At 40.1% G+C, this 21,777-nt stretch carries 22 protein-coding genes; 19 read left to right on the forward strand and 3 right to left on the reverse strand.

The annotated features are described in order from the left end of the window. Positions 1 to 8 precede the first annotated feature (8 nt). The 4 genes from BQ7352_RS10535 to BQ7352_RS10550 all read left to right on the forward strand — a co-directional run bounded on the left by BQ7352_RS10535 (position 9) and on the right by BQ7352_RS10550 (position 4,015). Positions 9 to 659 carry a DUF3786 domain-containing protein gene (locus BQ7352_RS10535; RefSeq protein ID WP_072449833.1) on the forward strand — a complete coding sequence of 217 codons (651 nt, stop codon included), beginning with the start codon at positions 9 to 11 and terminating at the stop codon, positions 657 to 659. Between the two features lie 122 nt (positions 660 to 781). Beyond that, complete coding sequence (locus BQ7352_RS10540; RefSeq protein WP_072449172.1) at positions 782 to 2,467, forward strand: formate--tetrahydrofolate ligase; 1,686 nt, start codon at positions 782 to 784, stop codon at positions 2,465 to 2,467. Between the two features lie 31 nt (positions 2,468 to 2,498). Next, positions 2,499 to 3,128, forward strand: coding sequence for a cyclodeaminase/cyclohydrolase family protein (locus tag BQ7352_RS10545; RefSeq protein WP_009247423.1), 630 nt, complete (start codon positions 2,499 to 2,501; stop codon positions 3,126 to 3,128). A 35-nt stretch (positions 3,129 to 3,163) separates the two neighbouring features. Continuing rightward, positions 3,164 to 4,015 (forward strand): bifunctional 5,10-methylenetetrahydrofolate dehydrogenase/5,10-methenyltetrahydrofolate cyclohydrolase, encoded by an 852-nt coding sequence (locus BQ7352_RS10550; RefSeq protein ID WP_072449173.1) that lies wholly within the window; start codon positions 3,164 to 3,166, stop codon positions 4,013 to 4,015. Between the two features lie 221 nt (positions 4,016 to 4,236). On the opposite strand, the gene BQ7352_RS15240 is transcribed toward BQ7352_RS10550, so the two are convergent. Genes BQ7352_RS15240 through BQ7352_RS10565 form a run of 3 tightly spaced genes read right to left on the reverse strand, consistent with a single transcriptional unit; the run spans position 4,237 to position 6,905 of the window. Further along, positions 4,237 to 4,611: a PBECR3 domain-containing polyvalent protein gene (locus BQ7352_RS15240; RefSeq protein WP_159430652.1), complete on the reverse strand. Its 375-nt coding sequence runs from the start codon at positions 4,609 to 4,611 to the stop codon at positions 4,237 to 4,239. Between the two features lie 39 nt (positions 4,612 to 4,650). After that, entirely contained in the window at positions 4,651 to 5,406 is a 756-nt protein-coding gene (locus tag BQ7352_RS10560) for a TIGR03915 family putative DNA repair protein (RefSeq protein WP_072449834.1), read from the reverse strand. Between the two features lie 20 nt (positions 5,407 to 5,426). Beyond that, complete coding sequence (locus tag BQ7352_RS10565) at positions 5,427 to 6,905, reverse strand: putative DNA modification/repair radical SAM protein (RefSeq protein ID WP_072449175.1); 1,479 nt, start codon at positions 6,903 to 6,905, stop codon at positions 5,427 to 5,429. A gap of 152 nt (positions 6,906 to 7,057) precedes the next feature. On the opposite strand from BQ7352_RS10565, the gene spoIVA reads away from it, so the two are divergent. The 15 genes from spoIVA (at position 7,058) to cbiB (ending at position 21,770) form a co-directional block, all read left to right on the forward strand. Then, the gene (spoIVA, locus tag BQ7352_RS10570) at positions 7,058 to 8,527 is read left to right on the forward strand and encodes a stage IV sporulation protein A (RefSeq protein ID WP_072449176.1); all 1,470 of its coding nucleotides are present in this window, start codon (positions 7,058 to 7,060) and stop codon (positions 8,525 to 8,527) included. 117 nt (positions 8,528 to 8,644) lie between these two features. Then, on the forward strand, positions 8,645 to 9,259 hold the full coding sequence (locus tag BQ7352_RS10575) for a DUF3786 domain-containing protein (protein ID WP_072449177.1): 615 nt from the start codon (positions 8,645 to 8,647) through the stop codon (positions 9,257 to 9,259). Between the two features lie 266 nt (positions 9,260 to 9,525). After that, positions 9,526 to 10,698: a cobalt-precorrin-5B (C(1))-methyltransferase CbiD gene (gene cbiD / locus BQ7352_RS10580; RefSeq protein WP_072449178.1), complete on the forward strand. Its 1,173-nt coding sequence runs from the start codon at positions 9,526 to 9,528 to the stop codon at positions 10,696 to 10,698. After that, a complete protein-coding gene (gene cobI, locus BQ7352_RS10585; protein ID WP_072449179.1) occupies positions 10,695 to 11,390 on the forward strand; it encodes a precorrin-2 C(20)-methyltransferase in 696 nt (231 codons plus the stop codon). The genes cbiD and cobI overlap by 4 nt, the downstream gene beginning before the upstream one ends. An 11-nt stretch (positions 11,391 to 11,401) precedes the next feature. Then, positions 11,402 to 12,160, forward strand: coding sequence for a precorrin-4 C(11)-methyltransferase (gene cobM, locus BQ7352_RS10590; RefSeq protein ID WP_072449180.1), 759 nt, complete (start codon positions 11,402 to 11,404; stop codon positions 12,158 to 12,160). A gap of 47 nt (positions 12,161 to 12,207) precedes the next feature. Then, positions 12,208 to 13,326 (forward strand): cobalt-precorrin 5A hydrolase, encoded by a 1,119-nt coding sequence (locus tag BQ7352_RS10595; protein WP_072449181.1) that lies wholly within the window; start codon positions 12,208 to 12,210, stop codon positions 13,324 to 13,326. Next, complete coding sequence (cobJ, locus tag BQ7352_RS10600) at positions 13,319 to 14,050, forward strand: precorrin-3B C(17)-methyltransferase (protein ID WP_072449182.1); 732 nt, start codon at positions 13,319 to 13,321, stop codon at positions 14,048 to 14,050. Before BQ7352_RS10595 ends, cobJ begins: the two co-directional genes overlap by 8 nt. Then, complete coding sequence (gene cobK / locus BQ7352_RS10605; protein ID WP_072449183.1) at positions 14,043 to 16,016, forward strand: precorrin-6A reductase; 1,974 nt, start codon at positions 14,043 to 14,045, stop codon at positions 16,014 to 16,016. The genes cobJ and cobK overlap by 8 nt, the downstream gene beginning before the upstream one ends. Before the next feature lie 13 nt (positions 16,017 to 16,029). Beyond that, a complete protein-coding gene (locus BQ7352_RS10610) occupies positions 16,030 to 17,427 on the forward strand; it encodes a cobyrinate a,c-diamide synthase (protein ID WP_072449184.1) in 1,398 nt (465 codons plus the stop codon). Then, entirely contained in the window at positions 17,424 to 18,473 is a 1,050-nt protein-coding gene (cobT, locus tag BQ7352_RS10615; RefSeq protein ID WP_072449185.1) for a nicotinate-nucleotide--dimethylbenzimidazole phosphoribosyltransferase, read from the forward strand. The genes BQ7352_RS10610 and cobT overlap by 4 nt, the downstream gene beginning before the upstream one ends. A 15-nt stretch (positions 18,474 to 18,488) precedes the next feature. Beyond that, positions 18,489 to 19,052, forward strand: a complete 564-nt coding sequence (locus BQ7352_RS10620; RefSeq protein WP_072449186.1) for a bifunctional adenosylcobinamide kinase/adenosylcobinamide-phosphate guanylyltransferase — start codon at positions 18,489 to 18,491, stop codon at positions 19,050 to 19,052. Continuing rightward, positions 19,027 to 19,800 carry an adenosylcobinamide-GDP ribazoletransferase gene (locus tag BQ7352_RS10625; RefSeq protein WP_072449187.1) on the forward strand — a complete coding sequence of 258 codons (774 nt, stop codon included), beginning with the start codon at positions 19,027 to 19,029 and terminating at the stop codon, positions 19,798 to 19,800. The genes BQ7352_RS10620 and BQ7352_RS10625 overlap by 26 nt, the downstream gene beginning before the upstream one ends. Positions 19,801 to 19,815: 15 nt before the next feature. Continuing rightward, on the forward strand, positions 19,816 to 20,202 hold the full coding sequence (locus tag BQ7352_RS10630; protein ID WP_072449188.1) for a bifunctional adenosylcobinamide kinase/adenosylcobinamide-phosphate guanylyltransferase: 387 nt from the start codon (positions 19,816 to 19,818) through the stop codon (positions 20,200 to 20,202). Beyond that, the gene (locus tag BQ7352_RS10635; protein ID WP_072449189.1) at positions 20,195 to 20,785 is read left to right on the forward strand and encodes a histidine phosphatase family protein; all 591 of its coding nucleotides are present in this window, start codon (positions 20,195 to 20,197) and stop codon (positions 20,783 to 20,785) included. The genes BQ7352_RS10630 and BQ7352_RS10635 overlap by 8 nt, the downstream gene beginning before the upstream one ends. A gap of 4 nt (positions 20,786 to 20,789) precedes the next feature. Beyond that, on the forward strand, positions 20,790 to 21,770 hold the full coding sequence (gene cbiB, locus BQ7352_RS10640; RefSeq protein ID WP_072449190.1) for an adenosylcobinamide-phosphate synthase CbiB: 981 nt from the start codon (positions 20,790 to 20,792) through the stop codon (positions 21,768 to 21,770). The last annotated feature ends 7 nt before the right edge of the window (positions 21,771 to 21,777 follow it).

Below are 21,777 nucleotides of genomic sequence, written 5' to 3' on the forward strand. Positions count from 1 at the left end.
GTGAAGATATGAATTTTGACTATGCAAAAGACAGTAAAGAACAGCGTCCCTATGAACATTATTTAGCATCATATAAAGATATGGATCCAAAAGAAATCAGTGAAAGAACAGGAATCCCTTATGACGAGGAACAGCACAGATTTACCGTAAGTTTTATGGGAAGCACTTATCTTGTTTCATTCCCGGATTATGAAATTTCCCATGTGGAGGATGAAATTGGAGTTTATCCGTTAGAAGAAGCTATGAATGCAAAAATTTTTATTATTCGTTATTTGTCAGAACGTTTTGCATCTCCTTTTTCCGGTAAATTTCTTACTTATCATGATGTTCCATGGGGAGAAGTTTATTTTCGTCAATTTCAGGGCAGATGTTTGATGCGTTTTGCTTTTTCTTATGGAAATAAATTGGATGTGTTCCGAAAAGTTATGGAACATTTAGGAGCAGAAAAATCTACGGAAGGTGATTGCTCTTATAAATTGGAATTCATGGATAATTTATTTATAAAATTTATTCTATGGGAAGGTGATGATGAATTTCCGCCTTCTTCACAGATTTTGTTTTCCGATAATTTTGCTGTCAGTTTTGCAGCAGAAGATTTGGCTGTGGCAGGTGATATTGCAATCAATATGATGAAAGCAGTAGAGAAACACTTGTCTTAGAATGGAAGAGGAAGCAGAAGATAAATTGCTAAAGAATGAAATTGAACATATAAATGATAATGAAAATAATGTGGCATTGCCATTTTATTCTTTAAATTCTATTAATTAAGGAGGTTTTAGGAATGGGATTCAAATCAGATATTGAAATTGCACAGGAGTGCACAATGGAACCGATTACTAAAATTGCGGAAAAAGCAGGGATTGATGATAAATACCTGGAACAGTACGGAAAGTACAAAGCAAAAATTGACTATAACTTATTGAAAGAGTCCGATGCACCAAACGGAAAATTAATTCTTGTTACAGCAATTAATCCAACACCGGCAGGAGAAGGAAAAACAACTACAACCGTTGGTCTTGCAGATGGTATGCAGAAATTAGGAAAAAAAGTTATGGTTGCTCTTCGTGAGCCATCACTGGGACCTGTTTTCGGAGTAAAAGGCGGCGCAGCAGGCGGTGGATACGCACAGGTTGTTCCAATGGAAGATATTAATCTTCACTTTACAGGTGATTTCCATGCAATCGGAGCAGCAAATAACCTTCTGGCAGCTATGCTGGATAACCACATTTATCAGGGAAATGAATTAAACATCGATCCAAGAAAGATTACATGGAGAAGATGTGTGGATATGAACGACCGTCAGCTTCGTTTTGTTGTTGATGGTATGGGTGGAAAAACAAATGGTATGCCAAGAGAAGATGGCTATGATATTACAGTAGCTTCTGAAATTATGGCAGTCCTTTGTCTTGCAAAAGATATCACAGACCTGAAAGAAAGACTTGGACGTATTATCGTCGGATATACTTACGGAAAAGTTTCTGAACAGAAACCGGTAACTGCTCATGATTTACATGCAGAAGGCGCTATGTGTGCATTGTTAAAAGATGCTCTGAAACCAAACCTGGTACAGACATTAGAGCATGTACCAGCAATCGTACATGGCGGTCCATTCGCAAACATTGCTCACGGATGTAACTCTGTAATCGCAACAAAGATGGCAATGAAATTAGGTGATTATGCAATCACAGAGGCAGGTTTCGGCGCTGACTTAGGTGCAGAGAAATTCTTAGATATTAAATGCCGTATGGCAGGACTTAATCCAAGTGCAGTTGTAATCGTAGCAACTGTTCGTGCATTAAAATACAACGGCGGTGTTGCAAAAGCAGACTTAAATAACGAAAATCTGGAAGCACTGGAAAAAGGACTTCCAAACCTGTTAAAACATGTAAGCAACATCAAGAATGTATACAAACTTCCATGTGTAGTAGCAATTAATGCATTCCCAACCGATACAAAGGCAGAACTTGATTTAGTAGAAAGCAAATGTAGAGAACTGGGTGTAAACGTTGCATTGTCTGAAGTATGGGCAAAAGGTGGCGAAGGCGGAATTGCACTGGCTAAAGAAGTTATCCGTCTGGTTGAAGAACCAAATGACTTTACATTCTCTTATGAATTAGAAGGAAGTATTGAAGATAAATTAAATCAGATTGTACAGAAGATTTATGGTGGTAAGAGAGTGGTTCTGACAGCAAATGCTCAGAAACAGGCTGCACAGTTAGAAGCACTTGGATATGGAAACTGTCCAATCTGTGTTGCTAAGACACAGTACAGTCTGACAGATGATCAGACAAAACTGGGAGCACCTACAGACTTTGAAGTAACTGTAAGAAATCTGAAGATTTCCGCAGGTGCAGGATTTATCGTAGCATTGACAGGAGAAATCATGACAATGCCAGGACTTCCAAAAGTACCGGCTGCTGAGAAGATTGACGTAGACGAAAGAGGTAAGATTACCGGACTGTTCTAAATAGATACAGAGTTTTAAGGAGGATACAACAATGGGATTTTCAACAGTACCATGTAATGAATTTGTAGAAGTTTTAGCATCAAAGGCTCCAGTACCGGGCGGCGGCGGCGCATCTGCTTTAGTAGGTGCAATTGGAACTGCTTTAGGAAACATGGTTGGAAGTCTGACTGTAGGAAAGAAAAAATATGCAGAAGTCGAAGATGAAATGTGGGAGTTAAAGAAGAAATGTGATGAACTCCAGAAAGATTTTCTTCGTCTGATTGAAAGAGATGCGGAAGTATTTGAACCTCTTTCAAAAGCGTATGGTATGCCAAGAACTACAGAAGAAGAAAAAGCGGAAAAAGCAAGAGTTATGGAAATCGTATTAAAAGATGCATGTTCTGTTCCAATGGAAATCATGGAAAAATGCTGCGAAGCGATTGAAGTAATTGTTGAATTTGCTGCAAAAGGTTCTACACTGGCTATCAGCGATGCAGGTGTAGGCGCTGCATTCTGTAAAGCTGCATTAAAAGGTGCAAGCCTTAATGTTTATATTAATACAAAATCCATGGCGGACAGAGCGTATGCAGAAGAATTAAATCAGAAAGCAGATGCTATGCTGGAAAAATATACAAAAATTGCAGATGAAACATTTGAAAGCGTATTATCCAGATTAAAATAAGAAAATCAGAAAAAGAAATTGGAGGAAGCTAGAAAATGGCTAAGAGATTACTTGGTAAAGAAGTAACAGCAGCATTAAATGAAAGAATTAAAGCAGATGTTGCAGAATTGGAAGCAAAAGGAATAAAACCTACATTAGGTATTATTCGTGTAGGCGAAAATGAAAGTGATATTTCCTATGAAAGAGGAGCTACAAAACGTTGTGAAACTTTAGGAGTTGCCTGCGAGAAAATTTTACTCCCTGCTGATGTAACACAGGAAGAATTATTAGCAACTATTGATAAAGTAAACAAAGACGACAATATTCACGGAGTATTATTATTCCGTCCACTTCCAAAACACTTAGATCAGTCCGTAATTGAAAATGCTCTGGATCCTGCAAAAGACGTTGACTGTATGACAGATGGTTCTATGTCAGGCGTATTTACTGGAAAGAATGTAGGTTTCCCACCATGTACACCACAGGCATGTATGGAAATCCTGGATCACTACGGAATTGACTGCACAGGTAAAAAAGCTGTTGTAGTTGGAAGAAGTTTAGTAGTAGGAAAACCTGCTGCTATGATGCTTATTAAGAAAAATGCAACAGTTACAGTATGTCATACAAGAACTGTTGATATGCCTTCTGTTGTAAGAGAAGCAGATATTGTTATCGTAGCTGCCGGCCGTGCAGGTGTGGTAGATGATACATACTTAAGAGAAGGTCAGGTTGTTATTGATGTAGGTATCAATGTAAACGAGGAAGGTAAGCTTTGCGGTGACGTTGATTTCGAAAAAGCAGAACCAATTGTAGAAGCAATTACACCTGTTCCGGGTGGAGTAGGAAGTGTAACAACTTCTGTTTTAGTAGGTCATGTAGTAGAAGCTGCAAAGAGAAAATTCGCTTAGTGAAATTTTTTAAGGGAGTTATCACCTGATGTATATTTCAGGTGATAACTCCTTTTTAATACAACAAACAAAAGGTGTTTCCGTAATGGAAACACCTTTTGTTTTAGAAATTACAAGCTGGGCGGCGTATCCAGCATCTCAGGTACTCTTACGAGTGTGTCGGGAGCCTTTCCGACCTTTGTAATTTAATTTATTGTATCCATATTATAGAGGAAATTATACTATTTGTCAAATTTTTTTAAGCGGCCATTTGCGATACCATGTTTTAATTTTCCATTAGTAATAGTATGTAGAGTGGCGATATATAAATAATTTTCTTTCATATCAAGTTTTATTCCGATTTGAATATTTTCATGAAACGTTTTGACAAGTTCAAAACTGTCTCCAATCTCATTAGGATTTACTCCGATATAATCCGGAGAAGAAATGATAGATGAGATAAATTTGAGATAGGGAAGACATTCCGGATGTCTTTTTTTTATATGCTTTTCTAATCCGGAGGATTGATATATAAAGTCCTGATTAAAATGTACAGGTAGATAGTTGTTAAATTTTTTATTATAAGATGCAACAGGAAATATTTTGCTGTTTGTGATTTATCTCACCTCTTGTCTATATGTGTTAATAAGAGAATTTTACTGAAATTCTGTCATATTCTTCCGAAACCAAAGAGGCATAAGGTTTCTTTGGCATTTTGCGTTTTTTCTTTCTTTAATGGCAACAGAATGAAAAAATGTTTTCCACAGCTCAGAATACAAGTCTGTGTTCTGTCTTGAATTTTCCAGAAAAGAGAGTTCTTCTTTGGTAAGAGGACATAAAAAGGATTTTTGGTCCCAAGGATGGATTAAAGCAATCATGCGATTTTTATCAATAATCATCCAGTTTTCCGAAGGCATGCGGTTTTCAAAATGAGGAGCAAGCAGCGTAAGTACGTTGCATTTTGGTTCAATAACAGAAAGAAGTATATTTTCATTAAGTCTGGAAAATCGTACAAATTCACGAAATTGATGGGCTTCATTTGTTACCTTTCTTTTTAACTCAAACAGGGTGGCAACAGCCGGATTTCCAAGCATTTGGGTGACTTGTTTTTGATAGAGAAATCCGACAATTAAGAAACGATAAATAATATCCAGTTTATTACTTTCATAAGAAAGAGATGCGGTATAGACATCATAAAAAGCCTGCGGACATATTTTATTTTGAATAGAGCGAATAACTTTTTTCACTTTTTCTTTATCTGCATCAATATGGAGGTATTCACAGAATAATTCGAAATTTCCAATAGGCTCTGTCTGAAGACGAATATTAGAATGACCTAAACGGGCAGCCCAGGCATCGTAGATGCAGGTCATCATATCATCAAAGGTATCACAGCATGTAAAAACAATCATATCAATTTTCCTTTCATTTTTTAAAATTGTCCCAGAATACTTTTGCATTTATCCTCCACGGTGGGCGGAACATCGAGAAAATGGTCATCAAACAGAGATATCTGTTGGTAGGTCTGAGGATGCTCCAGCTTCCATGAGGTTTCTTTTTGCTCTGCGGTAAGCTGTCGGGTAATAAAATTTTCTTCAATGGGCATGGAATAGAGCATTTTCCCGTGACAGGTAATAAAATATTGCGCCCGCTTCAGAACAAGCCCAAGACGCTTTAAAATAGAAAAATCCAAGGTTGAATTTTTTCTTGCCTGAATAATGCGAAGGGCCGATTTGTTTCCAATGCCGGGAACCTTTAGTAATTGACTGTAACTTGCAGTGGTAACTTCTATGGGAAACTGCCCTAAATGTCTTAGCGCCCATTCACATTTAGGGTCAAGGAGCAGGTTGAAATTGGGTTTTTCAGGGCTTAATAATTCTTCTGCATGAAAGCCGTAATAACGCAGCAGCCAGTCTGCCTGATACAGACGGTGTTCCCGTAAAAGAGGCGGCGGAGTATCGGGTGAGGGCAACAGGCTGTCTTCGTTTAACGGAATATAGGCAGAAAAGAATACACGCTTTAAGTCGAACTTCTGATACAGTGTCTGAGTGACTTTTAAAAGCTCATAATCATTTTCCGAAGCTGCTCCGATAATCATCTGTGTGCTTTGACCGGCAGGAACAAAAGAAGGAGCAGAAGAGCTATATGCAGACAGGGGAGAGGCAGTTTGCACAGCCAAGGAGGAAGCAGAGGCATTCAGCTGCTTTTGCCTGTCATTTGAAAAAATAGAGTTTGGCAGATAGCGGTTTCCGTGATGGCGTTCAAAGGAAGAGGATTTTCCCAGCGCTAAACGGGAAGCTGCGATATTTTGCTGTATTTGTGACATAGGCTGTAAGATTTTATCATGCGTTTTACCCGGAGCAAGGGCTGCCAGTCCTTCTTTTGTGGGGAGTTCTATATTTACGCTCATTCTGTCTGCCAGATAGCCGGTTTTCTGGATTAAGTCGGGGTGGGCGCCGGGCACAGCTTTCGCATGGATATAGCCACGAAAATGATATTTATTTCGCAGAAGATATAAGGTTTGGTAAATAAGCTCCATGGTGAAGTCAGGGCTTTTTATAACACCGGAGCTTAAAAATAAGCCCTCAATATAATTGCGTTTATAAAATTCCACAGTAATGCTGCAAAGCTCTTCCGGCGTAAAAGTAGTGCGGACTCTGTCATTGGAGCGGCGATTTAAACAGTATTTACAGTCGTAAATACATTCGTTAGAGAAAAGCACTTTTAACAGGGAAATACATCTTCCGTCAGCGGCAAAGCTATGGCAGATACCGGAGGCACAGGAGTTGCCTAAATGCCCTTTTACCCCTCGGCGGTCTGCACCGCTGGAAGTGCAGGCAACATCGTATTTGGCAGCATCGGATAAGATTTCAAGCTTTTGATTTATCGTGAATGAGGTTTGAATGTTCATAAGGTACTCCTTTAAATGAAATCGAATATATGTTCTGGCTTTATTATAAGAGCGGGAAATGAAAAAGTCAAGAACAAATGTTCTGGTAATGACTGGTAATTTTTTATTTTTCTCAGGCATATAATTTAGTAATAGAATGAAGGGGGTATAGTATGGATACATATAATATTTATAAAGATATACAGGCACGTACAGGCGGCGAAATTTATATCGGTGTGGTAGGTCCTGTGCGTACAGGAAAGTCAACCTTTGTCAGAAGATTTATGGAAATTGCAGCATTGCCCAATATGGAAGAACCGTTGAAAAAGGAAGTAAGAGACCAGCTTCCTTTAAGTGGTTCGGGAAAGATGATTACAACGGCAGAGCCTAAATTTATTCCGAAAGAAGCTGCAAAAATTCAAATAGGAGAAGACCTTTCGGCAAAGATACGTTTGATTGACTGCGTGGGATTTATGGTGCCCGAGGCTTCCGGAAATATGGAGGATGGTAAGGAGCGTATGGTAAAAACTCCATGGTTTGGATATGAAATTCCCTTCCATCAGGCAGCAGAAACCGGTACGCAAAAAGTAATTACAGAACATTCAAACATTGGGCTTGTTTTAACCTGTGACGGCTCTTTCGGTGAAATTCCAAGAGAAAATTACATTTCCAGTGAAGAAAAAACCGTGGCAGAGCTAAAGAAAACAGGAAAGCCTTTTTTGATTTTGGTAAATTCTCAAAAGCCCTATAAAGAAGAAACCTTAAAGCTGGTAGAGGAATTAAAACAAAAATATCAAACAGGTGTTTTGAGCTTGAACTGTGAACAGCTCAGAAAAGAAGATATTTGTCGGATTATGGAAAAAATTTTATATGAATTTCCCATTGTGCAGATGGAATTTTACGTTCCCAAATGGGTGGAAATGCTTCCTTCAGAGCATTATTTGAAAAAAGATTTAATTGACAGCATTAAAAAGCTTATGGAAAAAATGCGTTATGTCAAAGATGCGACAAAAGAAAATATGCGGGTTTCTTCTGAATATATCCAAAATCTTCTTTTGGAAAAGACTGATTTATCCACGGGAAAATTGAAAATACGAGTGGATATGGACGATGTGTGGTATTATGAAATTCTAAGTGAAATGACAGGGGTAGACATCTCCGATGAATACGAGCTCATTCATACCATGCAGGAGTTGGCAAAAATGAAGGCAGAATACGTAAAAGTGCAGGATGCCATTTCTTCTGTCAAGGGAAAGGGATATGGTGTGGTTACACCGCAAAAAGACGAGATTAAGCTGGAAGAACCTGTGGTAATCAAGCAGGGAAATAAATATGGGGTAAAAATAAAATCAGTCAGTCCTTCCATTCACATGATACGGGCAAATATCGAGACAGAAATTGCGCCGATTGTGGGAAGCGAAGAACAGGCAAAGGATTTAATTTCTTATATTAAAACAAGTGACGAGAGAAAGGAAAGTATCTGGCAGACCAATATTTTCGGGAAATCCATCGGAGAGCTGGTGGAGGATGGAATTCACACAAAGCTGGTTCAAATCGGAGATGAAAGCCAGATAAAGCTTCAGGATACTATGCAGAAAATTGTCAATGACAGCAAAGGCGGAATGGTTTGCATTATTATATAAAATCGAAAGAGGGAGAGTGCTGTATGCGAATGCGGCAGTCTCTCTTTTGTTGTGAAAAAGAAAGTTTTATGATAAAATGACAAAAAGAAAAGCAAAAGAAAAGAGATGATATTTTTCATGGAAGACTCCAATTATGAAAAAGTATTTCAAGAATTTCAAAAACGTTTTTTAAAAAAGAATATAGATGAAACGGCGAAGAGATTACAACTGAAAACAGATATTCATTATTTATATGTTCCATTTTTTAATGAAAACTGCCGTGTGGAAAAAGCCACCGGAGAGATTACAGGAGAAACAGGACAGAAGCTTTGCGTAAGCGACCGTTTGACCATTATGCACCACTTATGCTGCCATCAGGAATTTGCGCAGAAAAGTGACAGGAAGGTTCCGTTTCGGGAAATCAGAGAAGCGGCTGTTTTTGAGGCGGCTTATAACCGAATGGCTTTAGAACCTTTAAAAAAAGCTTTTCGGGGGCGTGGAGCGGAGCTTCTAAAAGCCGGATTAAAAATAGGCGGCACGCAGGAAAAATTTGGTGATGCCAGTATTACTTTACAGGCATTTCCTACCATTTCCCTTACTTATATTTTCTGGGACAGTGACGAGGAGTTTCCGGCGGCAGCCAACATTCTTTTTGATAATCGAATTACACAATGGACACATCCGGAGAGCGTTCCGGTTTTGGCAGAAACAGGAACAAAAAGATTGATAGCGGCGATGGAGATTTCTGAGTAAAGCTTGGTTTTACGTTGACTTTTCACAGGGAAAATTATATAATGAGTACGGTTATTAAGGAATGAAACAGAACTAAGCATTTTTATGGAAGCAGGCGAAATTCCTGTGCAAGTCCGTTACTGTAAAGCCAGATACATAGATTGCTTAGAGGAATGAAGGACGTCTGCGGCAACCGGATGACTTCAAATAAAAAAGGGTATATCTTATCCAATGGGAATTCGTTGTCTTGAAAGGACAGCGAATTTTTGCTTTTAAAGGAATAGACAATGAAAGAAAAAACAGGCTTAGAAGGTTATTACAGTATTGTAAACAATAAAAAAATGCGTTTTGGCTATACCACCGGCTCTTGCGCCACAGGAGCGGCAAAGGCAGCGGCGATGATGCTTTTTACAGGGCAGGAACAGAAATATGTAGATTTTATGACACCAAAGGGGATTTTGCTTCATCTTGAAGCGCTGCATATTACAAAAGGAGAGGATTGGGTTTCCTGCGCCATTCAAAAAGATGGGGGCGACGATCCTGATGCCACAAGTGGTATTGAAATTTTTGCAAAAGTTGAAAAAAGAAAAGAAAAAGGCATTCGTATTGAAGGCGGCATTGGCGTAGGTCGAATAACGAAGAAAGGGCTGGAACAGCCTTTAGGGAATGCGGCAATTAACAAGGTTCCCCGTGCTATGATACAAAGAGAGCTGGAAAACGTTTGTAGTGATGCAGATTATGAAGGCGGACTTCTGGTAACCGTCAGTGTGCCAAAAGGAGCGGAAATTGCCAAAAGAACGTTTAATCCCAGACTTGGGATTGAAGGGGGGATTTCCATACTTGGCACATCGGGAATTGTAGAGCCTATGAGTGAGGCTGCTCTGATAAAAAGTATTGAGGTAGAAATGCGTCAGAAGGTAGAAAACGGTGCAAAATACCTGCTAATTACCCCCGGAAATTATGGTGCAGCTTACATGAAAGAACATCTTTCATTGCCATTTGAGGAAAATATAAAGTGCAGCAATTATGTGGGAGAAACTCTGGATATGGCAGCATCCATGGGCGTAGAAGGGATTTTGTTCATTTCTCATATCGGAAAATTTGTAAAGGTGGCAGCAGGTATTATGAATACCCATTCCAGATGTGCAGATGCCAGAGCAGAAATTTTAAGCGCCAATGCCCTTCGAGCGGGAATTTCCTTGGAAAGTGCGAAGGAAATTTTGAATACCGTTACGACAGATGAAGCATTGGAAATTATTCAAAGAGAAGGATTATTAAATCCGGTTATGAAAGAACTGACAGATAGAATTCTGTTTTACTTAAATCACAGAGCTTATAACAGAATGCTTTTAGGCGCTGTGCTGTATTCCAATGAATTTGGTTATCTTGGAGAGACAGAGAATGTAAAGGAACTGACGGATTTATTAAATCATCAGTACCGGAAAGGACAAGAAGAATGAAGGGAAAATTATTTGGACTTGGAGTAGGACCGGGAGATCCGGAATTATTAACAGTAAAGGCGCTTCGTCTGATTAAAGAGAGCGACGTCATTGCAGTTCCGGGGAATGATATTAAAAAAAGCGTTGCGTACCAGATTGTAAAAGGCGTATATGAGGAGCTGGATGAGAAAAATTTAATTCCCATTGCAATGCCTATGACAAAGGATAAAGCTGTTTTGGAAGCAAATCATGAAAAAGCAGCCAATGATATTGAAGCTTATTTAAAAGAAGGAAAGCAGGTAGCTTTTTTGACATTAGGAGATCCTACGGTTTATTCCACTTATTTATATGTACATAAAAGAATTTTATCCAGAGGTTATGAGGTTGAAATCGTCAGCGGAATTACTTCTTTTTGTGCAGTGGCGGCAAGACTGAACATGGGACTGGTAGAAATGGCAGAACCCCTTCATGTAATTCCGGCTACTTACCGTGCCGAGGAGATGGATGAAATTTTAAAAATGCCGGGAACAAAAGTATTGATGAAAACAGGAAGTAAAATGCAGCAGGTAAAAGAAAGCATTGTAAACAGCGGGCAGCAGGCAGTTATGATTGAAAGCTGCGGTATGCCGGATGAGAAAATTTACCTGTCAGCAGAAGAAATTCCGGAAAAAGCAGGATATTATTCTTTAATTATTGTGAAAGAAAACAAATGAGGTGAAAGAAGATGATACATTTTGTAGGTGCAGGAAGCGGAGCGGCTGATTTAATCACAGTGCGTGGAAAGGCATTTTTAGAAGAAGCAGACGTATTGATTTACGCAGGCTCTCTGGTAAATCCCCAGTTATTGGATTATGCAAAAAAGGACTGTGTAATTTATAACAGTGCAAAGATGACATTAGAAGAAGTTTTAGAAGTCATGTTTCAGGCAGAAAAAGAAGGAAAGATGACCGTACGTTTACACACAGGTGATCCCTGCCTTTATGGGGCAATTCGAGAGCAGATGGACGTTCTGGATGAAAAGGGGATTGCTTACGACTATTGCCCGGGTGTCAGCTCTTTTTGCGGGGCGGCGTCTGCTTTAAATCTGGAATATACATTGCCAAATGTGTCTCAGAGCGTTGTGATTACACGTATGGCAGGAAGAACGCCTGTTCCGGAAAAAGAAAGCATTGAGTCTTTTGCTGCCCATCATGCTACTATGGTAATCTTTTTAAGCACAGGCATGCTGGAGGAGCTGTCAAAGCGTTTAATTGAAGGCGGTTATGAGCCGGATACACCGGCAGCCATTGTATATCGTGCTACATGGGAAGATGAAAAAAGCTTTGTCTGCACGGTGGATACGCTGGCACAGACAGCAAGAGAAAATAACATTACCAAAACCGCACTGATGATTATCGGCGATGTGGTGGCACACCGCCAGTATGACCGTTCGAAGTTATATGATCCGGGATTTACCACGGAGTTTCGTCAGGGAACAGATTGATAAGCAAGTAATCAGGAAGGTTTTTACATAAGAAAGGATTGTGGGAAATGAAGATAGCAATAATCAGTTTCAGCCAGTCAGGATACCGATTAAGCGAGATGCTTTATTGGGTATTAAAAGAGCGTTCTTATGAGGTGGCGTCTTATACAAAAAGTAAATATACCAAAAAAGTTTTAGATGAGTCTCAGCTAGATGAGGACTCTCAGGATTTTAGAAGTGTAAAACAGTTTGCAAAACCTGTGGATGAGTCCATTAAAGAATGGACAGGAAGAAGATTTGAAGATTGTGATGCCATTGTGTTCGTAGGTGCTTGCGGCATTGCAGTACGAAGCATTGCTCCTTTTGTTAAAAGTAAAAAGATAGACCCGGCAATCGTAGTTGTAGACGAGCAGGGACAGTTTGCAATCTCACTGCTTTCCGGTCATATCGGCGGCGCTAATGAGCTTACAGAGGAAATTGCAGAAATTCTTCGTGCTCAGCCGGTAATTACCACGGCAACCGATTTAAACGACAAGTTTGCCGTAGATGTTTTTGCTAAGAAAAACGGTTGCTTTATTTCCGATATGGAATTGGCAAAGGAAATCTCAGCGGCTCTCTTAGCAGGAAAAGAAGTTGGATTTGTCAGTGATTTTCCATGGCTTGGAGAAATTCCCGATGAATTAAAGCTCTGTCAGAAGGAAGATGAAGAAAAGCCGGAAATCGGTATTTATGTTACCACCGGATATTTGGAGCATCCTTTTGTACATACCTTATATTTAATTCCGAGAGTGATTACCACAGGCTTAGGATGTAAAAAGGGGACGGATAAGGAAACCGTGGAAAGTGTTGTACGCAGAGCCTGTGACGAGCTTTTAGTTCCTTCTGTTGCCATGGAACAAGTGGCGAGCATTGATTTAAAGAAAGAGGAAGCCGGTATTCTGGAATATTGCAAGGAGCGAAAAATTCCGTTTATTACCTATACGGCGGAAGAATTGCAGGAGGTAGAAGGCACTTACGCCAGCTCCCAGTTCGTGGAGGACGTAACAGGTGTGGATAATGTCTGCGAAAGAGCGGCGCTTTTAGGCAGCAGCAAAGAAGGAAAAGGCAGACTGATACAGAGAAAATATGCAAAAGACGGCGTAACAGTAGCGCTGGCTATGAAGAAATGGAGTGTGAACTTTGAATAAATTATATGTTGTGGGAATTGGTCCCGGCGCTTATGAAAAAATGACAATCGAGGCAGCAAATGCTTTAAAGAACAGTGATGTAATTATTGGTTATACCGTATATGTGGATTTGGTAAAAGAACATTTCAGCGGAAAAGAGTTTTTGACAACACCCATGAAAAAAGAGGTAGACCGCTGTGTTATGGCATTTGAGGAAGCCATGAAGGGCAAAACCGTATCTATGATTTGCAGCGGAGATGCAGGTGTTTACGGGATGTCAGGACTGATGTATGAAATCGGTGTGAAATATCCGGAAGTAGAATTGGAAATTATTCCCGGTGTTACCGCAGCAACCGGCGGAGCGGCTGTTTTGGGAGCGCCTCTTATTCATGATTTCTGTCTTATCAGTTTAAGTGATTTATTAACACCTTGGGAAAAGATTGAAGCAAGACTTTTAAATGCAGCAAAGGCGGACTTTGTGATTTGTCTATATAATCCGTCCAGTAAAAAGAGACATGATTATTTGGAAAAAGCCTGCGATTTGATGATGCAGCATCAGTCACCGGAAACCATATGCGGAATTGTGGGAAATATCGGAAGAGACGGGGAACACATGCAGGTGATGACCTTAAAAGAGCTTCGTGATACAAAGGTAGATATGTTTACCACTGTATTTATCGGAAATTCACAGACTATGAATATTCAGGGGAAAATGGTAACCCCAAGAGGCTATAAAAATGTGTAAAGTAATTGTTTTTGCAGGAACTACGGAAGGCAGACAGCTTGCACAGTTTCTGGAAAAAAGACAGGTTTCTGCTCATATCTGTGTGGCTACGGAATATGGGGAACAGCTTTTAGGGGAGAATGAAAATCTGGAAATTTCTCATGAGCGGCTGGACAAGACGCAGATGGAAGAACTGATTTTAAAAAATCAAAAACCTCTCGTCATTGATGCCACGCACCCTTATGCAGCAGAAGTGACGAAAAATATCCAAGCAGCCTGTGAAAGTACAGGTGCGGAATATTTAAGAGTTCTTCGGGAAAATCAGGGCAATTCTGATTTGGGAGACTGCGTCTATGTAGAAACTGTGGAAGCTGCGGTTGCGTATCTTCAGAAGACAACAGGAAATATTCTGGCAACCACAGGGAGCAAGGAAGCTGCCAAATATACAGCGCTTTCTGATTTTGAAAATCGTGTTTTCCTGCGGGTGCTCTCTTTGCCAAATGTAGTGGCAGAATGTGCTCGTTTGGGATTTCAGGGAAAAAATTTGCTCTGTATGCAGGGGCCTTTTTCAAAGGAGTTTAATATTGCCATGCTCCGGCAGTTGGACTGTAAATATATGGTAACAAAAATGTCCGGTAAAAGCGGGGGATTTTTGGAAAAACTGGAAGCTGCGAGAGCTTGTGGTTGTACTCTTATCGTAGTGGGGCGTCCTTTGGAAGAAAACGGAATTTCTCTGCAAGAATGTAAAAGAATTTTATGCAGAAGATTTTCCTTGTTATCACAGGCAGAGATTTCCCTTGTGGGAATTGGAATGGGAAACACGGACAGCCTTACAAAAGAGGCGGAAAAGACCATACAGGAAGCAGATTTACTCATTGGCGCATCCAGAATGGTTGCAGCCTGTGAGAAAAATGGGCAGGATGTTTACATAGAATATAACAGCGAAAAAATTGCAGCTTATATACAGGAGCATCCGGAATATGAAAAAATTGCCGTGGTTTTATCAGGAGATGTGGGATTTCACAGCGGCGCAAAAAAGCTTTTGAATGTCTTGGGAAATCAGGTAAAAATAGTCTGTGGGATTTCTTCTGTGGCATATTTTATGAGTCGTATTCAGAAATCGTGGGATGATGTTGTCTTAACCAGCAATCACGGAGAAGAAGCGAATTTGATTTCTCTTATCAGACAAAATGAAAAAGTCTTTTCCATTCTGGGAAAGAAGGACAGCGTCTCTGAGCTTGCAAAAAAATTGCTGGCATATGGGATGAACGAAGTAGTTCTCTATGTGGGAGAACGATTGTCTTATGCAGATGAAAAAATCCAAAAGGGATTTCCGGAAAATTTTGTGGACTATGAAGGCGACAGCTTAAGCGTTTTATATGCAGAAAATAAGAATTACAGACAGCAATCCGCAACCCACGGCATAAGAGACGAAGAATTTTTAAGAGATAAAGTTCCTATGACAAAGGAAGAAGTGCGAACCGTATCTCTTTCTAAACTGCGACTTTCCGAAAATTCTGTCTGCTATGATGTAGGAGCAGGTACAGGCTCTGTGGCAGTTGAAATGGCGCTTAGGGCTTATAAGGGAAAAGTATATGCCATTGAAAAAAAAGAACTGGCAGTAGAGCTTTTAAAGAAAAACAAAGAGCAGTTTCAGGCTGACAATTTGGAGATTATCGAAGGTTTCGCTCCGGAGGCAATGGAAGACTTGGAAGCGCCTACTCACGCCTTTATCGGAGGTTCATCCGGAAACATGAAGGAAATTATGGAGCTCCTTTTAAAGAAAAATCCAAAGGTTCGCATGGTTATCAACTGTATTGCATTGGAAAGCGTATCGGAAGCTTTGGAATGTCTGAAAATCCTGCCTGTGTCAGATACCGAAATTGTGCAGATGACCGTAGGAAAATCAAAAACAGTAGGCAGATATCACATGATGATGGGAGAAAATCCCATTTACATTATTTCCTGTACGGGAAATTGTCAGTAGAGAGGATAGAATTATGAGTACAGCTCGTTTTCTTTTAACAGCCGGTGCAAGCGGCAGCGGAAAAACTTTGATTACCTGTGGGATTTTACAGGCGTTAAAAAACAGAGGATTAAAAACCGCTTCCTTTAAATGCGGACCGGATTATATTGATCCCATGTTTCATACAAAGGTAATCGGAACAAAAGCCCGAAATTTAGATACTTTTTTTACTACGCCGGACAGAACCAGATATTTGTTAAAGCGAAATCTGGAGGACTGTGATATTGCCGTAATGGAAGGCGTTATGGGATATTATGATGGTGTGGGCGGAACAACGACAAAAGCCAGCGCCTATGATTTGGCAAAGGTGACACAGACACCGGCGGTACTTATTGTAAATTGTAAGGGAATGAGCGTTTCCATTCTTCCTTTTATTCAGGGATTTGTGAATTTTATGCCGGACAGCAATATAAAAGGGGTGCTGTTAAATCAGATTTCCCCAATGCTGTATCCCAGAGTAAAAGAAATGATTGAAGCAAAGCTGGGGATAACGGTATACGGTTATGTTCCTGTGGTAACAGACTGTGTTATTGAAAGCCGCCATTTAGGGCTTGTGATGCCGGGGGAGATACAGGATTTTAAAGAAAAGCTTGTAAAGCTTGCCAAACGTATGGAAGAAACCATAGATTTTGACGGTCTTATCGCTCTGGGAAAGAGTGCGCCTGCTTTGTCTGTGGAAAAAGAAACAGAGGAATATTTTCAAAGCTTGAAAAATCAGGGAGAGAAAATAAAAATCGGATTAGCAATGGACGAGGCTTTTTGCTTTTTCTATGAAGATAATTTAAAGCTCTTAGAAGAAATGGGAGCAGAACTGGTGCCCTTTTCTCCTATTCATGATAAAAAATTGCCGGAAGATATTCAGGGACTTTTATTGTATGGAGGTTATCCTGAATTATACGGAAAAGCGCTGGAAGAAAATGCTTCTATGCGGAAAGAAATAAAAGAAGCTCTTTCAAAAGGAATGCCGGTTCTTGCAGAGTGCGGCGGCTTTATGTATCTTCATGATACCTTTGAGGATGAAAAAGGGATTTTTCGTCAGGGAGTGGGACAAATTAAGGGAAAAGTTTTTAATACTGGAAAGCTGTCCCGCTTTGGGTATATTGAAGCATCCTGTAAAAAGCCGGTATTCGGAACACTCATAGGAACATGTCCGGCTCATGAGTTTCATTATTTTGACTCTACAAACTGCGGTACTGATTTTCATGCCAAAAAGCCTGTGGGCAAAAGAGGCTGGGATTGTATTCACAGTACGCCGACTATGATAGCGGGATTTCCCCACTTTTACTATTATGGAAATCCGGATTTGCCTAAGGCGTTTCTGGATTGTTGCAGAAATTTCAAAAGAAGACAGTCAGGAGGACTTGAAGAATGAAGTTGCAGGAAGCTTTAGAAAAGATACAGCCGTTAAATGAGGAAGCAATGAAAAGCAGTCAGGCGCATTGGGACAGTATTGCCCATCCTTTGCATAGTCTTGGAAAATTGGAAGATATGGTTGTGCAGATTGCGGGAATTACAGGCACGCCAAAGGTATGTGTGGAAAAAAGAGTTTTAATCCCCATGTGTGCAGATAACGGTGTGGTAGAAGAAGGCGTCACACAGACAGGACAGGAAATTACGGCTTTGGTGGCAGAAAATTTCTTGCAGGAAAAAGCAGCCTCCAGTATTATGTGCAAAAGTGTGGGCTGTGATATTTTTCCCATTGATGTAGGTGTGGCAAGAGATGTAAGCATTTTTAACCGCAAAATTGCCTATGGAACAAAAAACATGACAAAAGAGCCTGCTATGACAAGAGAACAGGCAATCAAAGCTATTGAAATCGGAATAGAAGCAGCCCAGATGATGAAAGAAAAGGGCTATCACGTAATTGCAACGGGAGAGATGGGAATTGGAAATACCACGACCAGCAGCGCTGTGGCTTCCGTACTTTTAGATATTCCGGTGGAAAAAATGACCGGAAGGGGAGCAGGACTTTCCACAGAAGGATTAAACCGTAAGATTACGGCAATTAAAAAAGCCATTGACCTTCACCAGCCGGATAAAACAGATGCTATTGATGTTCTTTCTAAGGTAGGGGGCTTTGACATTGCTGCCATTGCCGGATTGTTTTTAGGAGGAGCGGCTTTTCATATTCCTGTTCTCATTGACGGGGTGATTTCAGCCACAGGAGCGTTGGCGGCAGCAGCTATCTGTCCTCTGGCAAAAGATTATATGCTTGCCACCCATGTTTCCAAAGAACCGGCAGGCGCTTTACTTTTAGAAGCGCTGGAAAAAGAAGCGCCTTTGCACTGTGATATGTGTCTGGGAGAGGGAACAGGAGCGCTTAATTTATTCCCTCTGTTAGATACAGGATTGGCGGTTTATAACCAGATGGGTGATTTTGGCAACTGGGGAATGGAAGCTTACCAGCCTTTGGATTAGAGAGGACAGGGAAAAATGATTACTTTAATTACAGGGGGAAGCGGCAGCGGGAAATCCGCTTACGCAGAGCAAAAGGTAGTAGAATTCGGAGATTTCAACCGCATTTATATAGCCACCATGTACCCTTTTGATGAAGAAAGCCATAAAAGAATTGCCCGCCACCGTACCATGCGGGCAGAGAAAAATTTTTCTACGGTAGAATGTTATGTAGGCTTGAAAAATGTGAAAATACCAAAACATTCCTGTGTACTTTTGGAGTGTCTTTCCAATCTTACTGCTAATGAAATGTTTCAGGAAAACGGCGCAAAAGAAAGAGTAGTGGAAGAAATTTTAGAAGGTGTGAAAAATTTAGACAAACAGGCAGAGCAAGTGGTCATTGTGACAAACGAAATTTTTTCCGATGGGATAGAGTATGATGAAGAAACAAAGCAATATCAGAAATATCTGGGAGAAATTAACACAAAGCTTGCCGTATGGGCACAAGAAGTTACCGAAGTGGTATATGGTATCCCGTTACAGCATAAAAAGACAGAGAAAAAAGAAGGACAGAAAAATGGAAAAATTGTGGAACAGTTTTAAAATTGCCTTTTCTATGTATTCCAAAATTCCAATGCCTGCCAGTGATTGGAAAAAGGAAAATATGCGCTATATTATGTGCTTTTTCCCACTTATCGGTGCAATTATCGGCGGTGTGGTATGGTTTTGGGGCTTTTACGGAAGATATTTTATAGAAAGTAAAGGCTTTTATGCAATGATTTTTGTGATGATACCGGTGTTTCTCACAGGAGGCATTCATCTGGACGGTTTGCTGGACACCTCCGATGCCATCCATTCCTATCAGCCAAGGGAGCGCAAATTAGAAATTTTAAAGGACTCTCACGCAGGGGCTTTTGCCATTATCACAGCCGTGGTATATTTTTTCCTGTATTATGGAATATATCATGAAATTACTTTAAAAAGCCTGCCTGTTGTATGTATTGGCTTTGTACTTTCCAGAGCGCTGGGAAGCTTTTCCATTGCCAGCTTTCCTATGGCAAAAAACACAGGGCTTGCAGCCACTTTTTCTGACGGAGCACAGAAAAATTGCGTGCGAATTGTTTCCTGTGTTTATATGGTTCTTTGCGTATGTGCAATGCTGGCATATAATCCGATAATCGGCGCATGTACCATAGTGGGAGTTGCTTTGGAATATTTGTATTATTATAAAATGTCCATGAAGGAATTTGGAGGAATTACCGGAGATTTAGCCGGTTTTCACATTCAGATTTGCGAGCTGGTAATTGCATTTTCCTGTGTAATCGGTGAAATTATCAGCAGAATGATGTAAAAGAAGGGAAAGACCATGAAGTTAATTATAGGCGGAGCTTTTCAGGGAAAGAAAGAATATGTAAAAGAAAAGTTCTCTCTTTTGGAGGAACAGATGACAGACGGAAAAGATGCAGACTATGAGGATATTTTTCATTGTACCTGTCTGTATCATTTTCATGAATGGGTAAAAAAGGGCTTGGAACAAGGATGGGATTTTGAAAATCTGACGGAGAAAATTCAGGAAAGAAATCCGGATATCATTGTGATTTCCAATGAATTGGGATATGGAGTAGTCCCCATAAACGCCTTTGACAGAAAATACAGGGAAGGTACAGGACGGCTTTGTACACAACTGGCTGCAAAAAGCAGTCAGGTCATTCGTGTGGTATGCGGTCTTGGTACGGTAATAAAAAATGCTTAAAGTGATTTTAATCCGACACGGAAAAACCTTAGGAAATACAAAGGGCAGATACATCGGTTGCAGAACAGATGAAAACCTATGCTCTCTTGGCATAGAAGAAATAAGAAAAAACTGCTATCCAAAAGCAGAGTTTGTATATGCAAGTCCCATGAAGCGATGTCTGGAAACAGCAGAGCTTATTTATCCAAATCTTTCAGTGGAGACAAATATACTTTTAAGAGAATGTGATTTTGGAAAATTTGAAAATAAAAATTATCAGGAGCTGTCAGATGTAAAAGAATATCAGGAATGGATTGACAGCAACGGAACGTTGCCTTTTCCGGAAGGCGAAGGCATGGAAGCATTTCAAAAACGGTGTAGCAAAGGCTTTGAGGAATGTATTTCAAAAGCCTTTTCAAAAGAGCAGAAGCAGGTTGCCATGGTGGTACACGGAGGTACGATTATGAGTATTCTTTCCCGTTTTGCACAGCCAAAGGGAGAATATTTTAAATGGCAGCTTGAAAATGGAGGGTTTTACATGCTCCATATAGACAAAGAAGTATGGGAGCAAAAAAGAGAAATCACTCTGGTACAGAAAGGATAAAATCATGATAAAATGGACAGGAACTGCCCTGCTTTTGGGCTTTTTTATAGATTTGCTTTTGGGAGATCCCAGATGGCTTTACCATCCCGTTCGAATAATCGGAAACGGTATTTCTTTTTTTGAAAAACATTTGCGTAATTTATTCCCAAAGGCAGAAAAAGGCGAGCGCAAGGCAGGACTGGCGCTGGTTATTCTAATTTGCTTGTTATCCGGTTTGATACCTTTTGTTATTCTGTATATCGGATATCAAATACATACCATACTGGGAATTGTAATCGAGAGCTTTTTCTGTTATCAGATGCTTGCGGTAAAATCCTTAAAACAGGAGAGCATGAAGGTATACAAAGAACTGAAAAAGGGCGATTTAGAAGGCGCAAGACATGCGGTTTCCATGATTGTGGGACGTGATACAAAAGCGTTGGATGAAAAAGGAATTACAAAGGCAGCCGTAGAAACCGTTGCGGAAAATACTTCTGACGGAATTATCGCACCGCTTTTTTATATGGCAATCGGTGGTCCGGTGCTGATGTTTGTCTATAAAGGGATTAATACTATGGACTCTATGGTGGGATATAAGAATGAGAAATATATCAACTTCGGAAGATATGCTGCCAAGCTGGATGATATAGTCAATTATATTCCTGCCAGAATTTCTGCATGGCTGATGATTGCGGCGGCTTATTTGGAAGGTCTTGACGGTAAAAACGCAAAAAAAGTCTTTTTGAGAGACCGATACAATCATGCCAGTCCAAATTCCGCACAGACAGAAGCAGTGATGGCAGGGGCTTTAAACGTGCAGCTTGCGGGAAATGCCTATTATTTTGGAAAATTATATGAAAAACCGACCATCGGAGACGCAAACCGAGAGATTGAATATGAGGATATTAAACGTGCCAATACATTATTGTATGTAAGCGCCTTTTTAGGCGCAGTGCTTTTTGTGGCAGGAAGAACTGCAATATTGGCAGGTATTTTATTTCTTTAAAGGAGAT

It is taken from the genome of Blautia sp. Marseille-P3201T (genome assembly GCF_900120295.1).
Taxonomy (GTDB): domain Bacteria; phylum Bacillota; class Clostridia; order Lachnospirales; family Lachnospiraceae; genus Blautia.

Excerpts from the sequence above, each read along its gene's own strand:
- BQ7352_RS10535 (WP_072449833.1), top strand. The coding sequence starts at position 9 with ATGAATTTTGACTATGCAAAAGACAGTAAAGAACAGCGTCCCTATGAA.
- BQ7352_RS10540 (WP_072449172.1), top strand. The coding sequence starts at position 782 with ATGGGATTCAAATCAGATATTGAAATTGCACAGGAGTGCACAATGGAA.
- BQ7352_RS10545 (WP_009247423.1), top strand. The coding sequence starts at position 2,499 with ATGGGATTTTCAACAGTACCATGTAATGAATTTGTAGAAGTTTTAGCA.
- BQ7352_RS10550 (WP_072449173.1), top strand. The coding sequence starts at position 3,164 with ATGGCTAAGAGATTACTTGGTAAAGAAGTAACAGCAGCATTAAATGAA.
- BQ7352_RS10560 (WP_072449834.1), bottom strand. The coding sequence starts at position 5,406 with ATGATTGTTTTTACATGCTGTGATACCTTTGATGATATGATGACCTGC.
- BQ7352_RS10565 (WP_072449175.1), bottom strand. The coding sequence starts at position 6,905 with ATGAACATTCAAACCTCATTCACGATAAATCAAAAGCTTGAAATCTTA.
- spoIVA (WP_072449176.1), top strand. The coding sequence starts at position 7,058 with ATGGATACATATAATATTTATAAAGATATACAGGCACGTACAGGCGGC.
- BQ7352_RS10575 (WP_072449177.1), top strand. The coding sequence starts at position 8,645 with ATGGAAGACTCCAATTATGAAAAAGTATTTCAAGAATTTCAAAAACGT.
- cbiD (WP_072449178.1), top strand. The coding sequence starts at position 9,526 with ATGAAAGAAAAAACAGGCTTAGAAGGTTATTACAGTATTGTAAACAAT.
- cobI (WP_072449179.1), top strand. The coding sequence starts at position 10,695 with ATGAAGGGAAAATTATTTGGACTTGGAGTAGGACCGGGAGATCCGGAA.
- cobM (WP_072449180.1), top strand. The coding sequence starts at position 11,402 with ATGATACATTTTGTAGGTGCAGGAAGCGGAGCGGCTGATTTAATCACA.
- BQ7352_RS10595 (WP_072449181.1), top strand. The coding sequence starts at position 12,208 with ATGAAGATAGCAATAATCAGTTTCAGCCAGTCAGGATACCGATTAAGC.
- cobK (WP_072449183.1), top strand. The coding sequence starts at position 14,043 with ATGTGTAAAGTAATTGTTTTTGCAGGAACTACGGAAGGCAGACAGCTT.
- BQ7352_RS10610 (WP_072449184.1), top strand. The coding sequence starts at position 16,030 with ATGAGTACAGCTCGTTTTCTTTTAACAGCCGGTGCAAGCGGCAGCGGA.
- cobT (WP_072449185.1), top strand. The coding sequence starts at position 17,424 with ATGAAGTTGCAGGAAGCTTTAGAAAAGATACAGCCGTTAAATGAGGAA.
- BQ7352_RS10620 (WP_072449186.1), top strand. The coding sequence starts at position 18,489 with ATGATTACTTTAATTACAGGGGGAAGCGGCAGCGGGAAATCCGCTTAC.
- BQ7352_RS10625 (WP_072449187.1), top strand. The coding sequence starts at position 19,027 with ATGGAAAAATTGTGGAACAGTTTTAAAATTGCCTTTTCTATGTATTCC.
- BQ7352_RS10630 (WP_072449188.1), top strand. The coding sequence starts at position 19,816 with ATGAAGTTAATTATAGGCGGAGCTTTTCAGGGAAAGAAAGAATATGTA.
- BQ7352_RS10635 (WP_072449189.1), top strand. The coding sequence starts at position 20,195 with ATGCTTAAAGTGATTTTAATCCGACACGGAAAAACCTTAGGAAATACA.
- cbiB (WP_072449190.1), top strand. The coding sequence starts at position 20,790 with ATGATAAAATGGACAGGAACTGCCCTGCTTTTGGGCTTTTTTATAGAT.